Consider the following 22,655-nt stretch of genomic DNA (forward strand, 5'->3'; position numbering starts at 1 on the left):
CTCGCATTTTGATACTACAAAAGGACATATCGAAATCAGAAAAGCACACGCAATCGACTGTACGATTGATGAGGCTTTTGATATTAATGATCTTCATCCTTTCAAAGGAAATATTAACCTTGAAAAATTAGAAGCTGTTTATCAGTCTCATCCAAAAGAGCAAATTCCTTTCTGTTTGGTTACAATCACTTGTAATTCTTCTGGAGGACAGCCAGTTTCTCTTGAAAATATGAAAGCGGTAAAAGAACTTTCTGATAAATACGGAATTCCTGTATTTTTTGACTCTGCGAGATTTGCAGAAAATGCTTACTTCATCAAAAAAAGAGAAGCTGGTCAGGAAAACAGAAGCATTAAAGATATCTGTAAAGAAATGTTTTCTTACGGTGAAGGAATGACGATGAGTTCTAAAAAAGATGGTTTGGTAAATATCGGAGGATTTATTGCTTTAAATAATGAAGAAGTTTTCAGAAAAGCATCGAATTTCACAATTATTTACGAAGGTTTCATCACGTATGGTGGAATGGCGGGAAGAGATATGGCTGCTTTAGCAGTTGGTCTTGATGAAGCGACTGAATTTGCTTATCTGGAAAGCAGAATTTCTCAGGTAGAATATCTTGGAAATAAATTGATCGAGTACGGAATTCCTGTACAGAAACCGATTGGCGGACACGCTGTTTTCATTGATTCATTAAATTTCTTACCGAATGTTTCTCGTGAAGAATATCCTGCACAGACTTTAGGTTTAGAAAAAAATGTTTACGAAAGAAGAAACGAAATCTCGAAAGGATACAATATTACTTGGGAACCTGAAATTTTAAGACACTTTACCGTGCATTTGGAGGAAGCTTAAATTTTTTTACAATAATTGATAAAAGGTTCGGGCGCAAAATCGAAGATTTTGCGCCCGAACTCTATCTGAGGTTTTTTTGATAGGATTTTATCCTATCCTTTGTTAAATCGTCCCTTCGGGACTCTTCATTTTTACATTTACTTCTTAGATATTTTATACAATTTTCCGCTGTCGGTGATTCCATAAAGATTTCCGTCAGAGCCGTTCAAAACATCTCTGAATCTTTCTTTCTGGTCTAAGAGCAAACGCTCTTCACCTACAACTTTATTGTCTTTCATTACAATTCTATTGATGTGTTGACCACTTAAGCAGGCGATAAACAAATTATTTTTCCATTCGTCAATATTTCCGGTGTAGAAAGTTAYTCCACTTGGCGAAACTACAGGATCCCAATAATAAACAGGTTGCTCGGTTCCTTCTTTTTGGGTGGTTCCGTTGTTTATTTTTTCGCCTGAATATTCAATTCCATACGTTACATCACCCCATCCGTAATTTTTTCCGGGTTGAATTAAATTGATTTCGTCTCCGCCTCTCGGTCCCATTTCAATATCCCAAAGCTGGCCTTTTTCATCCAGAGCCAAACCTTGCGGACTTCTGATTCCGAAAGCATAAATTTCAGGTTTGTAGCCGGTTTTTCCGATAAAAGGATTTCCCGGAGCGGGTTTTCCGTCTTTGGTTATTTTTAAAATTTTACCTAAATAATTATCGGTTTTCTGAGCATAAACACGGGTTTCTTTATCAGATCTTTCGCCTGTGCTTACAAAAAGGTTTCCATCTTTATCAAAAACCAATCGGCTTCCGTAGTGTTTGTCGCCGTCATAAGTTGGTGTAGCACGGAAAATTACTTTCACTTCAGAAATATTTTTCATGTCTGCAGATAATTTCCCTTTGGCAACAGCAGTGTGATTTCCATTTCCATAAGGTTCAGAATAGCAGAAATAGATCATGTTGTTGGTCTTAAAATCAGGATCGAGTGCTACATCGAGCATTCCGCCCTGTCCTTTAGAATCTACTTTCGGGAAACCTTCAATTTTAGAAATTTGTTTTCCGTCGGCAGAAACGATATTCATAAAGCCCGTTTTTTCTGTAATTAAAAACTTTCCGTCAGGTAAATTGATAATTCCCCAAGGTTTACCTAAATCTTTATTTAAAACTTCTACATTATAAGCAGTCTTTGTTTTTACGGGAGTAATGCGGGTTTGACCTTCAAAAGCCGGCTTGTAATTGGTGTTGGCTTTTTCTTCTTTTGCTGAAGGCTCACTTGGTTTTCCTTTTCCCTGACAAGAAACAATGGTAGTTGCAGAAGCCAATAAAATGGGTAAGAGCAGTTTTTTCATAATTAAATCTAGATTGGTTTCTAAAATGGAAGTAAAAATAATGCCATAAAAAAATTGTGTAATTAAAATTTTATTCTACATTTGTAGAGCGATATTTAATTTTGTAGAATATGAATGAAATAAAATTAACAAATTCCGAAAAGATATTGATGGATATTCTTTGGGAGAAAGAAAAAGCATTTTTAAAAGAGATTTTAGAATCATATCCTGATCCTAAACCGGCGACAACTACCGTTGCAACGGTGCTTAAAAGAATGCAGAATAAAAATCTGGTAGGTTTTAAACTTTTTGGAAACTCTCGTGAGTATTTTCCGAAGGTAGCAAAAGGGGAGTATTTCAAAGATGAAATGACTTCTATGATTGACCGTTTTTTCAACAGCTCGGTAACGCAGTTTGCTTCGTTTTTTACTTCAAATTCTAAATTGTCGCAAAAAGAATTGAAAGAACTTCGGGATATTATCGATCAACAGATAAAAGAATAGTCATGTTAACAATCGTTTTAAAGATAATTTTGTGTTCGGGAGTTTTGCTTGGCTTGTATTATCTATTTCTGGCAAAAGAAAAAACTTTTACTTTTAACAGGTTTTTTCTGATTTCGGCTTTGGTGTTTTCATTATGCATTCCGTTTGTGAGTATAGAAACCAAACAAGCTGCAAAAGAAATTCCCGAAACTGTTTTTGTGGAAACTGTTGATGAACCTGTGGAAACACAAATCGCAACGCCGCAGGAAAATTTTGATTTTATGAAAGCTCTTTTAATTGCCTATTGTATTGTTTCAGTAATTTTAATTTTAAAAATTGGATATTCAATTATAAAAATCAAAACATTAAAAGGAAGAAAGCTGATATATCAAAACCGAAATATTTTTCTTCTGAAACAGGATCTTGCTCCTTTCAGCTTTTTAAATACCATTTATCTTTCAGAAACTTATTTTAAAGATTCCAAAATTGAAGATTCTGTATTTCTTCACGAGGAAATTCACATAAAACAAAAACATTCTTTAGACATTCTTTTCGTAGAGATTCTAAAAGCCGTTTTTTGGATCAATCCTTTTATTTATTTCTATAAAAAAGAAATGATTAACAACCACGAATTTATCGCAGATGAACGGGTAATTAATCAAAATAAAAATATAAGAAAATATCAGGAACTCATTCTGCAGGAAATTTTAAAACAGCAGAATCTTCCTTTGATCCACCAGTTTAATTTTAATAACACTAAAAAAAGATTTATTATGATGACAAGTAAAAGCTCAAAATTTGCGAAGGCAAAAAAATATCTTACAATTCCTGTATTTGCAGTTTTGGCAATAGTTTTTGCAGAAAAAACATACGCCAAACAAAGTGTTGAAAATTTTGATCAGGAAACCCCAAATATAATTTCTGAAGTACCTACAAATGATCCTTATATTGATGTAAAACAAAGTCAGCAGATTGACGATGAAAAAACGAATAATCAGGATCTTAAAAATGATAAAACGAAAGATTTTCAGCCTGTAAGTAAAGATACAATCCCTGTTAAGAAAAATATCGAAGCAAAAACTACAGAAAACAAAGCTTTGGATATTTCTACTGCTGTGGAAGGAGTCGCTGCAAACTTTACACCTGCAGAATATCCCGGAGGAATCAATGAGTTTAGAAAAAAAATGTCGTCTACTTTTGATACAAACTCTTTAAAAGGGAACAATGAATTAATTAAAACGGAGATTTTTATGACAATCGATGAAAATGGAAAAGCAATCAATATAAATGCGGTAGGACAAAATGAAAAATTTAATAATGAAGCAGTAAGAGTTGCCAAATTGCTTAATGAAAATGTGACCTGGGTTCCCGCAAAAAAAGATGGAGAACCGGTAATATAAATATAAACTTCCTTTAGCGATGCAGTTTGCTGCCAACAAATAAACACAAAAAACATAAAGAGTCACACATTGGGTGATATTACTAACCGTAAAGTTTAATGCTTTGCGGTTTTTTATTTATTGATTTTTTTTATTTCATCTAAATCACAAATCATAATTTTATGACTTCACTCTTTCTCTCCGCATTTTTTTATTTCCTAAATTTGAAGTATGAAATTCAATCTTCAATCAGAATATCAGCCAACCGGAGATCAGCCAACAGCAATTGAAAAATTGACGGAAGGAATAGAAATCGGCGAAAAATATCAGACTTTGCTTGGTGTAACGGGTTCCGGGAAAACATTTACCGTTGCCAATGTGGTGAATAACGTTCAGAAACCGACTTTGGTTTTGGCACACAACAAAACTTTGGCGGCACAGCTTTTTATGGAATTTAAAGAGTTTTTTCCTGAAAATGCTGTTGAATATTTCGTGAGTTACTATGATTACTACCAACCGGAAGCTTATATTGCAAGTTCCGGAACTTATATAGAAAAAGACTTAAGCATCAATGAAGAGGTAGAAAAACTACGTCTTTCGGCGATTGCTAGTTTGCTTTCGGGAAGAAGAGATATTTTGATTGTTGCCTCAGTATCATGTATTTATGGTGTCGGAAACCCTTCAGAGTTTCATAAGTCATTAATTTCTCTTGAGATTGGTGAAAAAACGACACGAACAGCTTTGCTTCATTCTTTGGTTAATGCATTGTATTCAAGAACGTTGGCTGACTTTCAACGAGGGACGTTTCGTGTAAAAGGTGATGTGATCGATGTATTTCCGGCGTATGCAGACAACGGAATACGAATACAGTTTTTTGGTGATGAAATAGAAAAAATCCAAAGTTTTGATCCCGTTTCAGGAAATGTGACTTCCAATTTTGACCAGATTCAGATTTATCCTGCCAATCTTTTCGTAACCACAAAAGAAACGTTGAATGGTGCAATAAAAAATATTCAGGATGATATGGTAAAACAGGTCGACTTTTTCTCAGAAATTGGTAAACCTTTAGAATCTAAAAGACTGCAGGAAAGAACTGAATTAGACCTTGAAATGATTAAAGAGCTTGGTTATTGCTCAGGAATTGAAAATTATTCGCGTTATCTTGACGGAAGACTTCCGGGATCGCGACCTTTCTGTCTTTTAGATTATTTTCCAAAAGATTTTTTAATGGTGATTGATGAAAGTCACGTTACCGTTCCGCAGGTTCATGCAATGTACGGTGGTGACAGAAGCCGTAAAGAATCTTTGGTGGAATATGGTTTCCGACTTCCTGCTGCGATGGATAACCGACCTTTGAAGTTTGATGAATTTGAAGCGATTCAAAATCAGGTTATTTATGTTTCGGCAACTCCGGCTGATTATGAACTGGAGAAAACAGGCGGAGAATATATTGAGCAGATTATTCGTCCGACAGGGCTTTTAGATCCGATTATTGAAATAAGACCATCCTTAAATCAGATTGATGATTTAATGGAAGAAATAAATAAGCGTGCTGAAATTGATGAAAGAGTTTTGGTGACCACTTTAACCAAAAAAATGGCGGAAGAACTCACGAAATATTTCACAAAATTCGGGATCAGAACGAGGTATATTCACTCAGATGTGGAGACTTTAGAGCGTATTCAGATTATGCAGGATCTGCGCCTCGGAATTTTTGATGTTTTAATTGGAGTTAATCTTTTGAGAGAAGGTTTAGATTTACCTGAAGTTTCATTGGTTGCTATTTTGGATGCCGATAAAGAAGGAATGCTGAGAAGCCGAAGATCTATGATTCAAACGGTGGGACGTGCAGCGAGGAACATTAATGGTAAAGCAATTATGTATGCCGATAAAATCACCAAATCGATGCAGGCAACTTTAGACGAAACCGAATACCGTCGTGCAAAACAAATGCAGTACAATGAAGAGCATGGCAAAGTTCCGACTGCTTTAAATAAAAAGATCTATGAAAACCTTGTTGGAAGAAGCAAAGATTTCCCTGATGAAAAATATACGCAAAAGGAAATCGTACAGAAAGTTGCTGAAGTAAAAGCGACTTATGCCACGGAAGATATCGAAAAAATGATCGCCCAAAAGCAAAAAGAGATGGAAGCTGCCGCAAAAAATCTTGATTTTATAAAAGCTGCCAAATTGAGAGATGAAATTGTAGCTTTGAAAGGATAATCTATTTTGTTGATGGATTTTAGTTGATGGTTGATAGATTAAAAATCTTTGATTTTTTTATGTGAATTTTAAAAAACCGCATCTAAACTTTAAATATCTTTTTGTCACTTTTGACTTTGTAAATCTTTGATTTGTGATTAAAAAGCTAAATTATATAAACTAAAAACAATACAATGAAAAGAGTAACAGGAATTGGAGGTATTTTCTTCAAATGTAAAGATCCAATCAAAATGAAAGAATGGTACAAAACCCATCTCGGAATCGACACCAACGATTACGGTGCAACATTTGACTGGAAAGAAATGTCTGATTCTGACGCAAAAGGTTCTCTAACCTGGAGCCCGACCAAAGAAACAACGGAATATTTTGAGCCTTCAAAAAGAGAGTTTATGATCAATTACACGGTTGAAAATCTAGAAGCTCTGGTTGAAGAATTAAAAAAAGAAGAAGTCACGATTCTTGACGAAATTGCAGTCTACGATTTTGGGAAATTTGTGCATATTCTTGATCTTGAAGGAAATAAGGTTGAGTTGTGGGAGCCTCAATAATTTAATTGTTAAAGTATAAAATTTCGGCGGCACCAAAGGTGCCGCCGAAATTTTTTTTAAATATCTAAAACTTATAAATCTTAGTTTTAGGTTTTTCGTAATTTACTTTTCCGCCGCGAAGAGGTGTTAGCAAATCCATCAAACCGTTTAATTTTATTTCATAAATCGTAGAAAGCTGCATTCCTAGTTTTCCGGGCGGCATTCCTTGTCGGTGAAACCATTCCAGATAACTTATCGGAAGATCGGCTAAAATGGTGTCTTTATATTTTCCGAAAGGCATTTTTACCACGCATATTTCCTGTAAGATTTCAGGATTTATTCCTTGCTCCATTATTTTAAACTATTAAATCAATTTTATTTTCTAAATCTTCATTTCCGTCTTTGTCTGAAAGCTGAATTTCAGGAATCTCATCATCCGAAAATTCATTTCTGTAAACCTGGATCAAAAGTAAAGTGAAAGAAACCAAAATGGGTCCGAAAATCAATCCCATAAATCCAAAAAGATTCATTCCCATGATAATTCCGAAAACGGTATTTAAAGGATGAATGTCTTCCAGCTTTTTAAGTAATGTAAAACGCAGCACGTTATCGGTTAACCCAACCACAATCATGCAGTAAAGTCCAAGACCGATTCCGGGACCGGTTTGACCTTCTGCAATCATAAAAATACAGATCGGAACATATACGATTGCTGCGCCTATAACCGGAATCATCGATGCGGCTGCCGTTAATGCAAACAGCAAAATAGGACTTGGTGCGCCAAATATGAAATAACCGATCAGTGCAATGATTCCCTGTCCTAAAGCAACAACAGGAAGACCGATTGCATTAGCCATGATTAGCTTGCGCATTTTTTCGCCAATCAAAGATACGTTTGCTCTTTTTAAGGGGGCTGCTGAAGCCAAAATTCTTTCAAACAATCTTGGTTTTTCAAACATGAAATAAAGAATGAAATACATCGACATTACCACTGTCAAAGTATTAAAAGTTCCGCTTAATGCTTTTGTAGAATAGCGTCCTGCAGAATCCTTTACTTTTGCCATATTTTCTTTACTTAGAATATCTACATTTATTTCCTTTTTAATAAACGTATGAATTTTCTCTATAAATATGTTAAACTTTTCCATGTAAGCTTGTGCATTTCCAAGCTTTTCAATGAGTAAATCGGCAATAAAATATACCGGGAGAATAATGATAATTAAACTTGCCAACATAAGAACCAAAGCAGAAGCCCAAGGTTTCCATTTCCGCTCTTCCTGAAGGTAGAAATTATATTTTCGGCAGACTACGTAAATTGTAATCGCTCCTAAAACAGAGGGAATGAAAAGTGCAAGGTTAAAACAGATTAACGCCGCTAAAATCAAAATAATAGCAAGCAGAAAAATTTGCTTTATCACTACACTGCTGATTTGATTTTCTTTGTTGTGTGGTATCATTTATTATATGTTATTTGTCGTGGTTTACCTAAATATGCACAGTAAATAGAATACATTGCGATATAGATAAACGGTAAAGTAAAAATTATACCAACACAGCACAAAATAATTCCTGCAGCACTAATTAGAATGCCTAAAAAAGCAGTTCCTATAAAAACACTGTAATTTTCTTTGGCGATATTAAAAGTTTTTGAAATCGCATCCATCGCATTTGCATTTTCAAACAAAAGAATAGGATAACCCAAAAGAAACAACGGGTAAACAAAAAACACAGGAAGCACACATAGCAGCGCAGAAACCCATAAAATAATATTGGTAACTAAACTATACAGTAAAATATTCCCAAGATTCTGACGGTAGCCAATAAACAGATCTGAAAACTCGATCGCAGATTTTGTATTAAATTTATTGGCAATATATATTAAACCAACATAAAGAGGCGCCAAAAGAATACTCAGCAAACCCGAAAATGAATAATAAAGAGACATTCCCGGTCTGTTTACAAGGATGTTTCTGTAATTGTCTTCATCAAAGTCTCTGAAGCTGCTGTAATTTGAATAAAAATTTAATCCGGTAACAGACTGCAATACAAAATCTGCAATCAGGTAAATGATCATCGTTACCAAAGCGTAAAGAAAGACGCCTTTGTACATTTCGAAGGCATGAGAAATAATAGATCCTGTACTTCTTTCAGGTACAGAACCTTGCTGATCAAATTCGTTAAATTCTGACATGGTGTTTATTTTTTAATGTTTCTCAAATTTAATTTTTTTTGAGAACAAAAACATCACCCATTTATTAAAATCAGACTTTCTCAGTAAAAATAGTTTTATATAACGAATAAATCATCGCATTCCAGAACGGAAAAGTAAATAATCCGCCGACTAAAAAGATCGCAAAACCGATGTATTTAAACAAAACAGCAACGATTGTACAAACCAATATCTCAATGAAAAACATTTTTAAAGCTTTCCAGTTTAAAGAAATTCCTTCAAAAATAGTTTTGTTCTGGAAAAACATGAGAGGCGCCATAAATAAAGTGATCATTATCCAAAAAATGGGTAAAACAAATGTAGGTTTGAGCATGTCAAATACTAAAAACCAAAAAACAAAATAAGAGGTATATCTGAAAAAATTGAGACCATTATAGCCAACAAATAAGTCTGATATTTCAACTGGCTCATTTAAATCAATTTTTCTGAAAATTTGAAAAAAGCCTAAATTTAAAGGATATAAAAAAGCCGAGGCTATAAGCACACCAAATGTTGCATAAGTAAAATTTGCGCTAGCTTTTATAGTTTCCATCTTCTGGTTTAAGACTTCTGCGCCTTTTGGGCCAACTTTAAAATATTCTAAAAAAGCATTTGAAAGCTGGTTGTAAACTCCAAATCTACTTTCGATATAAAAATATGCTGCAATAAATATAGAAAAGTAGACAGCCGAAAACACCAATTGGTACACCAATGTTTTATTCCAGTAAAAAAACGCCTGCTTTAAAATAAAATCGATTCCCGGTTTCTGTGGATAATTCTCCTGCATTGAAAAAATTTTATGCAAAAGTAAACATCAATAACTACTTTTGCGGAATGTTTTCAGCGAATCATCAAAAATTTATTGAGATGGACGAACTTTCACGCCAGAAAGTTCCCTTTTTCTTCATCATAGACTTTCTCGTCGACAAGGTAGAATTCTTTACAGAAAACGAACTTGAAAAAGAAGATTTGTTGATTGATTTTCAGATGTTTTCAAATGTAAAAAAACAAGACGCTTTAAACAAAAAAATAGAATGGAAATCATTTCCGGAATCTATGGAAAGCTTTAAAAAAGGTTTCGATCAAGTTCAGAAAAATATTCGCAAAGGAAATTCTTACCTTACCAATTACACCCGGAAAACCAGAATTGAAACGAATCTCAACTTGGGAGAAATTTTTCATCATTCTCATGCAAAATACAAGGTTTTATATAAAGATTTTTTCGTATTTTTTTCTCCTGAAACTTTCGTGAAGATTATTGATGATAAAATCATAACCTATCCTATGAAAGGTACGATTGATGCATCTTTGGAAAATGCTGCTGAAATTTTGAAGAACGATAAAAAAGAAAAAGCCGAACATTACACCGTGGTTGATCTGCTCAGAAACGATTTAAGCATGGTTGCAGATGAGGTGAAGGTCGATAAATTTCAGCATATTGATTTTTTAAAAACAAAACAGAAAGATCTGTATGCAATGAGTTCTGAAATTTCAGGAAATCTGAAACCCGAATTTAAAGGAAAAATAGGAAGCATTATGCAAAAGCTTCTTCCGGCAGGTTCAATTTTAGGAGCTCCCAAACCTAAAACTTTAGAAATAATCCTTGAAGCGGAAGGTTTCGACAGAGGTTTTTACACCGGAGTTTGCGGCTGGTTTGACGGAAAAGATCTGGACAGCTGTGTGATGATTCGGTTCATCGAAAAAGAAGGCGATCAGCTGTATTTTAAAAGCGGTGGCGGAATTACGCATATGAGCAAGTTAGAAGACGAGTATCAGGAAATGAAAAATAAAATTTATGTCCCAATTCATTGAAAGTATTAAAGTAGAAGATCAGGAGTTATTCTTATTAGAATTTCACCAGAAACGTGTGAATGCGACTTTCTCCCATTTTGGGAAAGAAGGTTCTATCGATTTAGAGAAGATTTTTAATAACCTCAATCATGACGAAGACGGTTTGTACAAACTGAGAATCACGTATGATCTTGATAAAAAATTCAGAACGATGATGATTCCTTACGCAATCCCGGAAATACAGGATTTTCAGTTGGTAGAAAACAACAGCTATGACTATTCTTTTAAGTTCGAAGACCGTAAAGAGCTCGATAAAATGAAGATGAAATCTAAAGCTGAGGAAATTATCATAGTTAAAAACAATCACATCACCGATACTTCATTTTCAAACATCCTGTTCCAAAAAGGGAAAGACTGGTTTACGCCGTCAACTTATCTTTTGAATGGTGTACAAAGACAAAACCTTCTGAAGAAGAAGAAAATAAAAGAAGCAGAAATTACTTTGCAAAATATCAAAAAATTTTCACATTTTCAATTGATTAATGCGTTGAATGACTTTGATGACATGTTTGTTTACCCGATTCACAAGATCATTAATCTACCGGGAAGCGATGATTATTTGGATATTTGATTTAATTAAAAAAAATACTTTAACAGATTTATAAATTAATAAATCTTTTTTTAACCATTAAGATGTATTTAAGATATTAAGAAAATTAAGATTTAGTCTTGAAAGGTACCTCGTGCTAAAAATCTATTGATTTTTTCTTAATTTTCTTAACTGCTTAATTTTTCCTTAATGGTTTAATATTTTCTTAGATTCCTTTTAAAAAATTAAAATAAGCCTTCTGCGTATCAGCATTATTTTTGCCTTGCGTGATGACTTCCATGATTTTAGGTTTAGAATCTGGCTTGAAGAAATTTTCAAAAACACGGTCTAAAGTTCYGTCATCTTCTACTTTCACGTAAGAAAAACCGAAATGTTTAGCCAGAAGTTCAGCATTTTTGTGATGTTTTGTTGAAATAAATTCGTCGACCGTATTTGAGTTGGCATTTCCCGGTCCAGGAATGATTTTAAAAATATTTCCTTCACCATTATTAAAAATGATAATTCTTGTAAAAGGCGGAATGTACTGGTTCCACAACCCATTGATGTCGTAGAAAAAGCTTAAATCTCCTGTAATTAATAAAGTCGGATTCTGGTTTTTGATGGCAAAACCCATTGCGGTGGAAGTAGAACCGTCAATTCCGCTTGTTCCGCGGTTGCAATATATTTTTCTTTTACCAAAGTCGAAAAGCTGTGCGTAACGGATCGCCGAAGAATTGCTGAAATGTACATTGTAGTTCTCAGGAATGCTGTGCGAAGCTTTGTTAAAGAAATAAAAATCTGAAAATTCAGCTAAATTTAAAAAATCGTGATGCTTTTTATCTTTTTTGTCTCGTAAAACATCCCAAAGATTATAATAAGGTCTCGGTTCTAAGTTGATGAAATTTAATAATTTAGAAAAGAAAACTTCCGGTTTTATTTCTATTTTCTGGGTCAGGGAAAAATACGTGTCGGGTTGCCATACTTCATCCAGATGCCAATGTTGTTTCGGATGTGCACTTCTTAAAAACTGTTTTACTTTTTTAGAAACCACATTTTGTCCAACAGTAATCAGTAAATCGGGCGCATAAGTTTTAAAATCATCTTCGGTAAATGCAAAAATATAACGATCGATATGCCTGAAAAATTTCTCGTGATATATATTTGAATTGGCTTCGCTTAAAACCACAACCGAATGGTTTTTTACCAATTGAGAGAGCTGGTTTTCCAATTCAGGACTGTAACCTTTTGTTCCCACCAGAATCATGATTCTCTGTGAAGTATTCCAGTCTGCAATTAAATTTGAAGGGATTTCGTAATCTTTCTTTTTAATCGTCTTTTCAATCTGAGGAAAAGTAGGAAGTTCCGAAACCAATTCATACAAAGGTTCTTCTAAAGGAATATTGATGTGAACCGGGCCTTGTTTTTCAAAACAAAGCTCAACCGCTTTTTTTATAAGGTCAGAGTTAATGTTTTCCGCAGCATCTTTACTGTCTTCCACAAGCTGAAAATCTCCGTAAGAATGCTGCTGGAAAAGATTATTTTGTCTGATCGTTTGCCCGTCGAAAAGATCAACATAATCGGTCGGTCGGTCTGCTGTTAAAACCAACAACGGAATATTCTGATAAAAAGCTTCGGTAACTGCAGGATAATAATTTGCCGCCGCAGAACCGCTTGTACAGGTAATTGCAACAGGTTTTTTGTCGCTCATTGCCATTCCGAGCGCAACAAAAGCAGCACTTCTTTCATCCACAATGCTGAAACAGTTGAAATCATCCATCTCTGAAAAATGTATCGCCAAAGGAGCATTTCTGGATCCCGGAGATATCACAACGTCTAAAATTCCGTACTGGTGAAGAATATTGGCAAGTACCTGAATACTTCTCTTAGAAGAATATTTTTTCATAGAGCAAAATTAAATGTTTTTTATTGATTTCTTAAACTTTTGTACATTCGCAATGATCCTATTTTAAATAAAAATCTATAAAGCACAATGATCATTTTATCAATTTTAATTCATTTTTTAGGAAATTATTTTCCAAAATTTATTTTTTCAAAAGCTAAACAATATAATCCTATTTTGAAATTATCAGGTTTGTGTATTGACTTCTTAGTTGTGTTTTTTATTTTTTTCTTTGTGCATCTTTTTTCTCCCAAAGCTAATTACATTAGTAATGAAGATGCAATTTATGGTTTGGAATTTAATAAAACAATGCAGCAATTAGGCTTTGAAAACGGAGATAAAATTATATCAATAAATAATAAACCGGTTAAAAATACAGATAAAATTGGGATCGATATTTTAATGAATTCAGGTTCAGAAATAAAAATAATGAGACAGAATAGTTATAAAGTGCTAAGAATAAATGATAATGATATAGCGAAGATTCTGCATTCTGAAGGAACTCCAGTGAAAGTGAGGTTAAAGCCAAATATCGATGGAGAAAAAATTCAACAAATAAAACACACCGAAGAAAAATTTAGCTTTACAAGTGTTTTAGAAAGCTACAAAACCAATATCAAAGGAGCTTATAATTTTATCATTCCTGAAAAAGATTATAAAAAAATCAGAGGAATTAATATTACAACAGATATTTTCAAAGGCAAAATATTAGTTTTGGCTTTTTGCAGTACTATTATTGGACTTCTGAATCTGCTACCATTACCCGGATTTAGCTTAGGCAATTTTATTATTGCTGTGGTAGAATTAAGAAGAAATAAAAGATTCAACCCTAAAAAGAAGAATATTATAGGTTTATGTACAGTTTGTTTTGTTGTGATTCTCATTTTAAGCCAACATTTTTAAAGCTGCAAAAAATGCGGGATTATTAATTTATAATAAATCTAAAATCAGTAAATTAGCTCCACGTAAAATTTCTATAAAATGGATAAAATACCTAGTGTAGACCTGCGTGATTTCCTTTCGGACAACCCGGAACGCAAACAGAAATTTGTAAATGAAATCGGAAAAGCTTACGAAGAAATTGGTTTTGTAGCCTTAAAGGGACATTTCCTAGACGACAAACTCGTAGACGATCTTTATGGAGAAGTAAAAAACTTCTTCGAACTCCCAACAGAAACCAAACAAAAGTACGAGATCCCCGGAATTGGTGGACAAAGAGGCTATGTTGGCTTCGGTAAAGAAACCGCAAAAGGATTCAAAAAAGGAGATTTGAAAGAATTTTGGCATTTCGGACAGTATGTTTCGGATGACTCAAAATACAAAAGCGAATATCCTGACAATGTAACCGTAGATGAGCTTCCAAAATTTAATGAGGTGGGTAAAGAAGCCTATCAGATGCTTGAAAAAACAGGAAAATATGTTTTGAGAGCTTTAGCATTGTATCTTGGTCTTGATGAATTTTATTTTGATGATAAAATTGCAGAGGGAAACTCTATTTTGAGACCTATTCATTATCCCCCAATTACTCAGGAACCGGATGATGCAGTGAGAGCAGCAGCTCATGGAGACATCAACCTGATTACTCTCTTGATGGGTTCTCAGGGAAAGGGTCTTCAGGTACAAAACCATAAAGGTGAATGGATTGATGCGATTGCAGAGCCAGACGAATTAATGATCAATGTTGGAGATATGCTTTCCAGACACACCAATAATAAGCTTAAATCTACTATTCACAGGGTGGTAAATCCGCCAAGAGAATTGTGGGGAACTTCAAGATATTCTATTCCATTCTTTATGCATCCGGTGAGCGAAATGTCGCTGAATGCTTTAGAAAACTGTGTTGACGAAAACAATCCAAAGTTGTATGAAGATACAACAGCCGGAGAATTTTTACATGAAAGATTGATTGAATTGGGATTGATTAAGAAATAATCCTGATTTATAATTCTAATATATAATTAAAAGAGATCTCTATTTTTAGAGGTCTTTTTTATTCCCGCAACTTTGTGTATTTTTGAGAAAATCCTTTTACTATGAATTTTAAGCCTATATTATTAACAGCCGGAGTATTGTTTTCGGCGACAGTTTATGCTCAGAAAATGACTTATCCTAAAGCGATCAAAGGAAATCAGACAGATACATATTTTGGAACTGCCGTTGCAGATCCGTATAGAGATTTAGAAAACGATTCAGAACCTACAAAAAAATGGGTAGATGAAGAAGTTGCTTATAGCCAGAACTATTTATCTAAAATTCCTTTTAGACAAGAAATTGTGAAACAATTAACTGACGACCTCACTTTCTCAGCTTTCTTTCAACAAAAAAGGGAATTTGGCAGCCTATTCTATTTCAGAAGGAGGTAGCGACTGGAATAAAATCATCATCATTGATGCTATTACTAAAAAGCAAATCGATGAAACTTTGGTTGATGTAAAATTCAGCGGAATTTCTTGGCAGGGTGATGAAGGATTCTATTATTCAAGCTACGATAAGCCTAAAGAAGGAACCGTACTTTCCGGCATGACAGATAAACACAAGGTTTATTTTCATAAATTAGGAACAAAGCAATCTGCTGATAAATTGATCTTTGGTGGAGATAAAACGCCGAGAAGATATTTGGGAGCAGGAGTTTCCGAAGATCAGAGATATTTGATTATTTCTGCAGCCAATGCAACCAACGGAAACGAATTGTACGTGAAAGACCTGAAAAAAGGTGGCGATTTTGTTCAGATAAACAAAGGTTTTGACATCAATGCAAATATTGTAGATACAGAAGGTGATAATCTTTTCATTTTTACCGATAAAGATGCTCCAAATATGCGTTTGGTGAAAACAACCATCCAAAATCCTTCTCCTGAAACCTGGAAAGACGTTATTCCGGAAACAGAAAATGTACTGGGAATTTCCGGCGGCGGCGGTTATTTCTTTGCTACGTATATGATTGATGCGATCGATCAGGTGAAACAGTTCGACAAAACAGGAAAACTGATCAGAGAAATTTCTCTTCCCGGAAAAGGAAATGTAGGTGGTTTTGGGGGTAAAGAAACAGAGAAAGAATTGTATTATTCTTTCAGCAATTACATTACTCCGGGAACAACTTATAAATTCAATGCAGATACAGGAAAATCTGAAATTTACCAGAAACCGAAAGTGAAATTTAATCCTGAAGATTATGTTTCTGAGCAGGTATTTTATACTTCAAAAGACGGAACCAAAGTTCCGATGATGATCAATTACAAAAAAGGAATAAAGCTGGATGGTAAAAATCCTACAATTCTTTATTCTTACGGCGGTTTCAACATCAGTTTGCAGCCTTCATTCTCTGTTGTTAATGCAATCTGGATGGAAAATGGCGGAATTTATGCAGTTCCGAATATCCGTGGAGGTGGTGAATATGGTAAAAAATGGCACGATGCAGGAACGAAAATGCAGAAGAAAAACGTGTTTGAAGATTTCATCGCAGCCGGAGAATATTTACAATCGAAAGGTTATACTTCAAAAGAATATATGGCGCTTTCAGGAAGATCAAATGGCGGACTTTTGGTCGGAGCAACAATGACAATGCGTCCTGATCTGGCTAAAGTTGCCTTTCCGGGAGTGGGTGTTTTAGATATGTTGAGATACAATAAATTTACCGCTGGAGCAGGCTGGTCTTACGATTACGGAACTGCCGAAGACAACAAAGAAATGTTTGATTATTTAAAATCATATTCTCCGGTTCATAACGTAAAAGCAGGAACTTGTTATCCGTCAACAATGATTATTACAAGTGATCATGACGACAGAGTAGTTCCGGCGCATTCATTCAAATTCGGGGCAGAATTGCAGGAAAAACAAAAATGTGCAAACCCAATTTTGGTAAGAATCGAGAAAAATGCCGGTCACGGAGCAGGAAGAGCAACAGATCAGGTAATCAGCGAAAATGCAGATTTGATTTCTTTTGCTTTGTATGAAATGGGAATTAAAAAATTACAAAAATAATTTCCCATCCCATCAATAAAATTTAAAAAGCGAAGTTGTAGCAATACAATTTCGCTTTTGTGTTTTACACCATTAAGAAGTCCTGAAAGGACGATTTAATAAAGAATAGGATAAAATCCTATTATTGTAAAAAAATTAAAGCAGACGAAAATCAAAGATTTTCAAAAACTAATGTGTTCTTTCTATACAGAATGAGAATAATAACTCTGATGTGACTAATGTGTTAAAATAATTTTTAATTTTCCATACTATAACAAATAATTCATTAGTTTTTTTTTTGAATTTAAAAATATTGAGATCACATAAACGAAAATCAAAGATTATCAAACACTAATGTGTTCTTTCTATACAGAATGATAATAAAACTCTAATGTGGCTAATGTGTTATTTTCCAAATATTTGAATCTTTAAACCTTTCTGAGTAAAACGCTTTGCGAACTTAAAAAAGCATTCAAATCAAAAAATCTCAGCGAGCTTTGTGCGTTTAAAAACATCTTCATTTTCAATTGAAAATCAACATCAAAACATTATTCCAAAAATGCTTATTTTTAAAACCTTAAATCTGAAGAAATGAGAAGGGAAATAAAGAACAAAACTCCTCAATTTAATATATCTGAAAATCAGCAGGAAATCTATCAATTTGAAAAAGACGGGCTTGAGCTGAAATCAAAATACACCACAGAAGATGTAAAAAATAAAAACATTGCAGACTCTTCTCCGGGAATTGCTCCTTACTTAAGAGGACCTTACTCAACCATGTACGTTCAAAAACCCTGGACGATCCGTCAATATGCAGGATTTTCTACAGCAGAAGAATCCAATGCGTTTTACAGAAGAAATTTGGCAGCTGGACAAAAAGGTCTTTCCGTGGCATTCGATTTGGCGACACACAGAGGTTACGATTCAGATCACGCAAGAGTTGTAGGCGATGTTGGAAAAGCCGGTGTTGCGATTGATTCTGTTGAAGATATGAAAATTTTGTTCAATGAAATTCCTTTGGATGAAATCTCTGTTTCCATGACAATGAATGGGGCGGTTTTGCCAATTCTTTCTTTCTATATTGTTGCTGCAGAAGAGCAGGGCGTTTCTCAGGATAAGCTTTCAGGAACAATTCAGAATGATATTCTGAAAGAATTTATGGTGCGTAATACTTACATTTATCCACCGACTCCTTCCATGAAAATTATTGCCGATATTTTTGAATATACGTCTAAAAATATTCCGAAATTCAATTCAATTTCAATTTCAGGTTATCACATGCAGGAAGCGGGAGCAACTCCCGTCTTGGAAATGGCTTACACTTTAGCCGATGGTTTGGAATATGTAAGAACCGGAATAAAAGCAGGTATGAATGTCGACGATTTTGCTCCAAGATTATCCTTCTTTTGGGCAATCGGCATGAATCATTTCATGGAAATTGCTAAAATGCGTGCCGCAAGATATATTTGGGCAACTTTATTGAAGCAATTTAATCCTCAAAATCCGAAATCTTTAGCTTTAAGAACACATTCTCAAACTTCAGGTTGGTCTTTAACGGAACAAGAACCTTTTAACAATATTACAAGAACGGCAATTGAAGCCTTATCTTCAGCTTTAGGCGGAACTCAATCTTTACATACAAATGCTTTGGATGAAGCGATTGCACTTCCGACAGATTATTCGGCAAAAATTGCTAGAAATACACAAATTATTCTTCAGCAGGAATCAGGAATTTGCGATGTTGTGGATCCGATGGGAGGAAGCAATCTCGTTGAATCTTTGACGCAGCAAATGATCGAAGAGGCAATGAAATATATTGATGAGGTGGAAAAAGAAGGCGGAATGACCAAAGCAATTGAAGCCGGAATTCCGAAAATGAGAATTGAAGAAGCTGCTGCGAGAAAGCAGGCTAAAATTGACAGTAGCGAAGAATTTATTATTGGTGTTAATTCTTTTAAATCAGCTTTAGAACAAACTCCAATCGAAATTTTAGATATTGATAATACCGAAGTTAGAAGAAAACAGATTGAAAGATTAGATTCAATAAAAACGAGTAGAAACCCTGAATCTGTCGAGCAGATTTTAAATGAAATCCGTGAATCTGCAAAAACAGGCAACGGAAATCTTTTAGCATTGTGTATTGAAGCAGCAAGAAGAAGAGTGACTTTAGGTGAAATGAGCGATGCGATGGAAGAAAGTTTCGGTCGTTACAAAGCCAACATCAGAACCATACAAGGAGTTTACGCTATGAATGCAGGTAAAAATGAATACTTCGGAAAAGCACTTGAGCTTACCCAAAAATTTGAAGAAGAAGAAGGTCGTCGTCCAAGAATTATGGTGGCAAAAATGGGACAGGATGGTCATGACCGTGGTGCGAAAGTAGTAGCAACGGCCTTTGCAGATATGGGCTTTGATGTAGATGTTGCGCCACTATTTCAGACTCCGGAAGAGGTTGCAAAGCAGGCGGTAGAAAATGACATTCACATTTTGGGAGTTTCATCTTTGGCGGCAGGTCACAAAACTTTGGTTCCGCAGGTAGTTGAAGAATTGAGAAAACTAGGAGCAGAAGATATCACGATTGTTGTGGGTGGAGTAATTCCGCAGCAGGACTACGAATTTCTTTACGCAAACGGAGCCGATTTCATTTTTGGACCGGGAACTAATCTGCCGAAATGTGCGGTCGATATTCTGGAAAAGTTTTTAAATAAGATAAATTAACATTTTATTAAACCTCAAATTGCACAGCTTTTGTACTGTAAGCGATAACCAAAAAATAAAATATTATGGCTTATACAGTAATTTCAGTGTTTCCGGAAAATGTAAATACAGAGGAAATAAAATCAGATTTGATAAACAACGGGTTTCTGGAAGCAGACATTATCGTTTCTAAATCAAGWTTTAATGAAGAGTCTTCAACGAACGAATACATAGATGATGAAAAAACAAAAAGCTTTTGGGATCATGTTTTCGTAAACGATAATGAGCTTTTAGCAGCATACAGCAAAGAAAGTGTAGGTAAAATCAATCTTGTGGTTTATGCTTCCACTCTTACCGATGCGCAAAACGCAAAAAAAGTTTTAGATCAGCACGGAGCATTAAAAATTTATAATAAACCTTCAGTAGATCAGGGCGATGCAGAAACATCAGGTTTGCCGGAAGATGTTTATAATGGCATTATTGCAAAAGCAAGACACAATGTTTATTTCCTTGATAGAGAAAGAGTATATTCTCCAAACAGCGACGGAATAGAAGATACAATGGACAGTTTAGGCTCTAAAGATTAAAAAAATCTACTTTATAAATAAATGAGATCATCAATTTGATGGTCTTTTTTTTCTTCTTATATTTTTGTTTAAATAATTTTTAGCTGTAATAAAATCATTATTAAGTGATAAATAATTTTCAAATTTTATATTGTAATTCAAAAAAAATTATATCTTTGCAACTGAAAATCAAGTTTAACCATTTAAAAAACAACGAAGCAATGTTCAAATACAATCAACATTCAACAGTAGGATTGCCTTTTGCAAAGGCGAGGCTTCGTGGTTTGGTACACTCATAGAATAACAGTATATTGAAATATCAAAACCCGAAGTCGTAAGATTTTCGGGTTTTTTATTGCGCAATATTCAAACTCAAAACAGTTTCCCCGAAATCGATTTTTTTTAGGAGCTATTTCCCGCTGCCCACTGTATCTTTTTTTGCCAATGCTCTTTCAGGCATGCGAAAAAAAGGATGCCGTTTCCATCGGTGCTAAAATAACGCTCTGTCATTCTGAAAGCAGCGAAGCGAATTGAAGAATCTCAACATATTAAAATAGGTTTTTCCTCTTTGTCAAATCGAAATTTCGCTGTAGTCAATGACAAAAAACAATTCAACTAAAACTATAGTTGACAAAACATTTGATGCGAGAATGTCTATCATCTCATATTTATTATCTAAAATCTAAAAAGATGGGAAATTTAAAACTAAAAGGAAAAGATATATTAAAAATAGGCTATCCAAACAATCAGAGTGTTAATATCGCTTTGGAAGTCATGAAAAGAAATTTTGCAACCAAAAATATTCATCATGTAAAATCTCTTTTAAAGGAAATTCTGCAAAATCCGGAAGAATTTGAAAAAGATTTAACCTTTGGGCAAATCGCAGAAGCTTTGCTTTCATCAAAAAAAACAGAAAAAAGAATGCTCAATACAAACAGAGCAACTTTTCAAATTTTTGGAAACAATATTTCAGAGGAAGCAAAAAACCAGTTGTACACCGCTTTGAAACTTCCAATTTCAACGCAGGGCGCTTTAATGCCCGATGCACACAGCGGTTACGGTCTTCCGATTGGCGGAGTTCTCGCCGTAGAAAATGCCGTAATTCCTTATGGAGTCGGAATGGATATTGGTTGCAGAATGAGCTTAAGCATTTTGGATACCCCGATTTCATATCTCGACGGAGCAAGAGATAAATACGAAAAAGCTCTTGCCGAACATACAAAATTCGGGATGTATGAAACGCATAAATCTCATGTTGACCACGAAATTTTTGACAGAGACACGTTTGATATGATTCCGATTTTAAGAAGATTAAAAGGAAAAGCCATTAAACAAATGGGAAGTTCAGGCGGAGGAAACCATTTCGTAGAATTCGGAGAAGTGGAAATCACGGAAGAAGATGTGCAAATTGCACTTCCGAAAGGAAAATATCTGGGAATTCTTTCGCACAGCGGTTCGCGTGGATTGGGAGCCGAAATCGCACAATATTATTCAAGAGTGGCAACAGAGCAATGTCCGTTACCAAAAGAAGCGCAAAACTTCGCCTGGCTTGATTTGAATACACATCTCGGTTTAGAATATTGGACAGCGATGAATCTCGCAGGAGATTATGCTTCGGCTTGTCATGATGATATTCACAGAAGATTGGTGAAAGCAGTCGGCGGAAGGGTAAAAGCAAGAATCGAAAATCATCACAATTTCGCATGGAAAGAAATCCACAACGGAAAAGAAGTGATCGTTCACAGAAAGGGTGCAACTCCAGCCAACGAAAATGAATTGGGAATGATTCCGGGATCAATGACGGCAAAAGGTTTTATCGTTCGAGGAAAAGGAAATCCGGATTCTTTAAATTCTGCTTCTCACGGTGCAGGACGAGCTTTTTCGAGAGGCGAATGCAGAAATCTGTTCACTCAAAATGACATCAAAAAAGAATTAAAACTAAAGAATGTCACTTTGATGGGCGGAAATGCAGAAGAAGCACCAATGGCGTACAAAGACATCAACGAAGTGATGAATGCACAAAGCGAATTGGTCGATATTCTGGGAACTTTCCAGCCAAGAATTGTAAGGATGGATAGATAATTTAGTTGATTGTTAATGGTTGTTTGTTGATGAGGAAACTCCTGCTAACAACCATCAACTAACAACTATCAACAAATTAAATAA

18 protein-coding genes and 1 pseudogene are annotated in these 22,655 nt (G+C 34.7%); 13 read left to right on the plus strand and 6 right to left on the minus strand.

Annotated elements, in window-relative coordinates; genetic code table 11:
• On the plus strand, positions 1-850 hold an 850-nt coding region (locus AB4Y90_RS05080), incomplete at its 5' end, for a tryptophanase (RefSeq protein WP_441556372.1).
• 137 nt (positions 851-987) lie between these two features.
• On the opposite strand, the gene AB4Y90_RS05085 is transcribed toward AB4Y90_RS05080, so the two are convergent.
• Positions 988-2,187: a PQQ-dependent sugar dehydrogenase gene (locus AB4Y90_RS05085; protein ID WP_441556373.1), complete on the minus strand. Its 1,200-nt coding sequence runs from the start codon at positions 2,185-2,187 to the stop codon at positions 988-990.
• A gap of 110 nt (positions 2,188-2,297) precedes the next feature.
• Between AB4Y90_RS05085 and AB4Y90_RS05090 the strand changes: the two genes are divergently transcribed.
• The 4 genes from AB4Y90_RS05090 to AB4Y90_RS05105 all read left to right on the plus strand — a co-directional run bounded on the left by AB4Y90_RS05090 (position 2,298) and on the right by AB4Y90_RS05105 (position 6,798).
• Positions 2,298-2,669, plus strand: a complete 372-nt coding sequence (locus AB4Y90_RS05090) for a BlaI/MecI/CopY family transcriptional regulator (RefSeq protein ID WP_441556374.1) — start codon at positions 2,298-2,300, stop codon at positions 2,667-2,669.
• A 2-nt stretch (positions 2,670-2,671) separates the two neighbouring features.
• Positions 2,672-4,048, plus strand: a complete 1,377-nt coding sequence (locus AB4Y90_RS05095; RefSeq protein ID WP_441556375.1) for a M56 family metallopeptidase — start codon at positions 2,672-2,674, stop codon at positions 4,046-4,048.
• A gap of 210 nt (positions 4,049-4,258) precedes the next feature.
• Positions 4,259-6,250: an excinuclease ABC subunit UvrB gene (gene uvrB, locus AB4Y90_RS05100; RefSeq protein WP_441556376.1), complete on the plus strand. Its 1,992-nt coding sequence runs from the start codon at positions 4,259-4,261 to the stop codon at positions 6,248-6,250.
• Between the two features lie 173 nt (positions 6,251-6,423).
• Positions 6,424-6,798 carry a VOC family protein gene (locus AB4Y90_RS05105; RefSeq protein ID WP_441556377.1) on the plus strand — a complete coding sequence of 125 codons (375 nt, stop codon included), beginning with the start codon at positions 6,424-6,426 and terminating at the stop codon, positions 6,796-6,798.
• A gap of 64 nt (positions 6,799-6,862) precedes the next feature.
• Here AB4Y90_RS05105 and AB4Y90_RS05110 read toward each other — a convergent pair whose 3' ends face one another.
• From AB4Y90_RS05110 to AB4Y90_RS05125, 4 genes are all read right to left on the minus strand, one after another.
• Positions 6,863-7,117 (minus strand): DUF3820 family protein, encoded by a 255-nt coding sequence (locus AB4Y90_RS05110; protein ID WP_441556404.1) that lies wholly within the window; start codon positions 7,115-7,117, stop codon positions 6,863-6,865.
• A gap of 16 nt (positions 7,118-7,133) precedes the next feature.
• Positions 7,134-8,234: an AI-2E family transporter gene (locus AB4Y90_RS05115; protein WP_441556378.1), complete on the minus strand. Its 1,101-nt coding sequence runs from the start codon at positions 8,232-8,234 to the stop codon at positions 7,134-7,136.
• The gene (locus AB4Y90_RS05120; RefSeq protein WP_441556379.1) at positions 8,231-8,968 is read right to left on the minus strand and encodes a beta-carotene 15,15'-monooxygenase; all 738 of its coding nucleotides are present in this window, start codon (positions 8,966-8,968) and stop codon (positions 8,231-8,233) included. Before AB4Y90_RS05120 ends, AB4Y90_RS05115 begins: the two co-directional genes overlap by 4 nt.
• Positions 8,969-9,038: 70 nt before the next feature.
• The gene (locus tag AB4Y90_RS05125; protein ID WP_441556380.1) at positions 9,039-9,773 is read right to left on the minus strand and encodes a hypothetical protein; all 735 of its coding nucleotides are present in this window, start codon (positions 9,771-9,773) and stop codon (positions 9,039-9,041) included.
• A 47-nt stretch (positions 9,774-9,820) separates the two neighbouring features.
• Between AB4Y90_RS05125 and AB4Y90_RS05130 the strand changes: the two genes are divergently transcribed.
• A complete protein-coding gene (locus AB4Y90_RS05130) occupies positions 9,821-10,798 on the plus strand; it encodes an aminodeoxychorismate synthase component I (protein WP_441556405.1) in 978 nt (325 codons plus the stop codon).
• Entirely contained in the window at positions 10,782-11,408 is a 627-nt protein-coding gene (locus AB4Y90_RS05135; protein WP_441556381.1) for an aminotransferase class IV, read from the plus strand. Before AB4Y90_RS05130 ends, AB4Y90_RS05135 begins: the two co-directional genes overlap by 17 nt.
• Positions 11,409-11,592: 184 nt before the next feature.
• On the opposite strand, the gene menD is transcribed toward AB4Y90_RS05135, so the two are convergent.
• A complete protein-coding gene (menD, locus tag AB4Y90_RS05140; protein WP_441556382.1) occupies positions 11,593-13,269 on the minus strand; it encodes a 2-succinyl-5-enolpyruvyl-6-hydroxy-3-cyclohexene-1-carboxylic-acid synthase in 1,677 nt (558 codons plus the stop codon).
• Between the two features lie 174 nt (positions 13,270-13,443).
• Between menD and AB4Y90_RS05145 the strand changes: the two genes are divergently transcribed.
• The 6 genes and pseudogenes from AB4Y90_RS05145 (at position 13,444) to AB4Y90_RS05170 (ending at position 22,571) form a co-directional block, all read left to right on the plus strand.
• Positions 13,444-14,169, plus strand: a complete 726-nt coding sequence (locus AB4Y90_RS05145) for a hypothetical protein (protein ID WP_441556383.1) — start codon at positions 13,444-13,446, stop codon at positions 14,167-14,169.
• A gap of 78 nt (positions 14,170-14,247) precedes the next feature.
• Complete coding sequence (locus AB4Y90_RS05150) at positions 14,248-15,198, plus strand: isopenicillin N synthase family dioxygenase (protein ID WP_441556384.1); 951 nt, start codon at positions 14,248-14,250, stop codon at positions 15,196-15,198.
• A gap of 101 nt (positions 15,199-15,299) precedes the next feature.
• Positions 15,300-17,247, plus strand: a pseudogene (locus AB4Y90_RS05155) (prolyl oligopeptidase family serine peptidase).
• A 570-nt stretch (positions 17,248-17,817) separates the two neighbouring features.
• Positions 17,818-19,944, plus strand: a complete 2,127-nt coding sequence (gene scpA / locus AB4Y90_RS05160) for a methylmalonyl-CoA mutase (protein WP_441556385.1) — start codon at positions 17,818-17,820, stop codon at positions 19,942-19,944.
• A gap of 65 nt (positions 19,945-20,009) precedes the next feature.
• Positions 20,010-20,510, plus strand: a complete 501-nt coding sequence (locus tag AB4Y90_RS05165; protein ID WP_441556386.1) for a hypothetical protein — start codon at positions 20,010-20,012, stop codon at positions 20,508-20,510.
• Positions 20,511-21,179: 669 nt separating this feature from the next.
• The gene (locus AB4Y90_RS05170; RefSeq protein ID WP_441556387.1) at positions 21,180-22,571 is read left to right on the plus strand and encodes an RtcB family protein; all 1,392 of its coding nucleotides are present in this window, start codon (positions 21,180-21,182) and stop codon (positions 22,569-22,571) included.
• Positions 22,572-22,655 lie beyond the last annotated feature (84 nt).

This window comes from Chryseobacterium sp. 2TAF14, assembly GCF_052115105.1.
Lineage (GTDB): Bacteria > Bacteroidota > Bacteroidia > Flavobacteriales > Weeksellaceae > Chryseobacterium.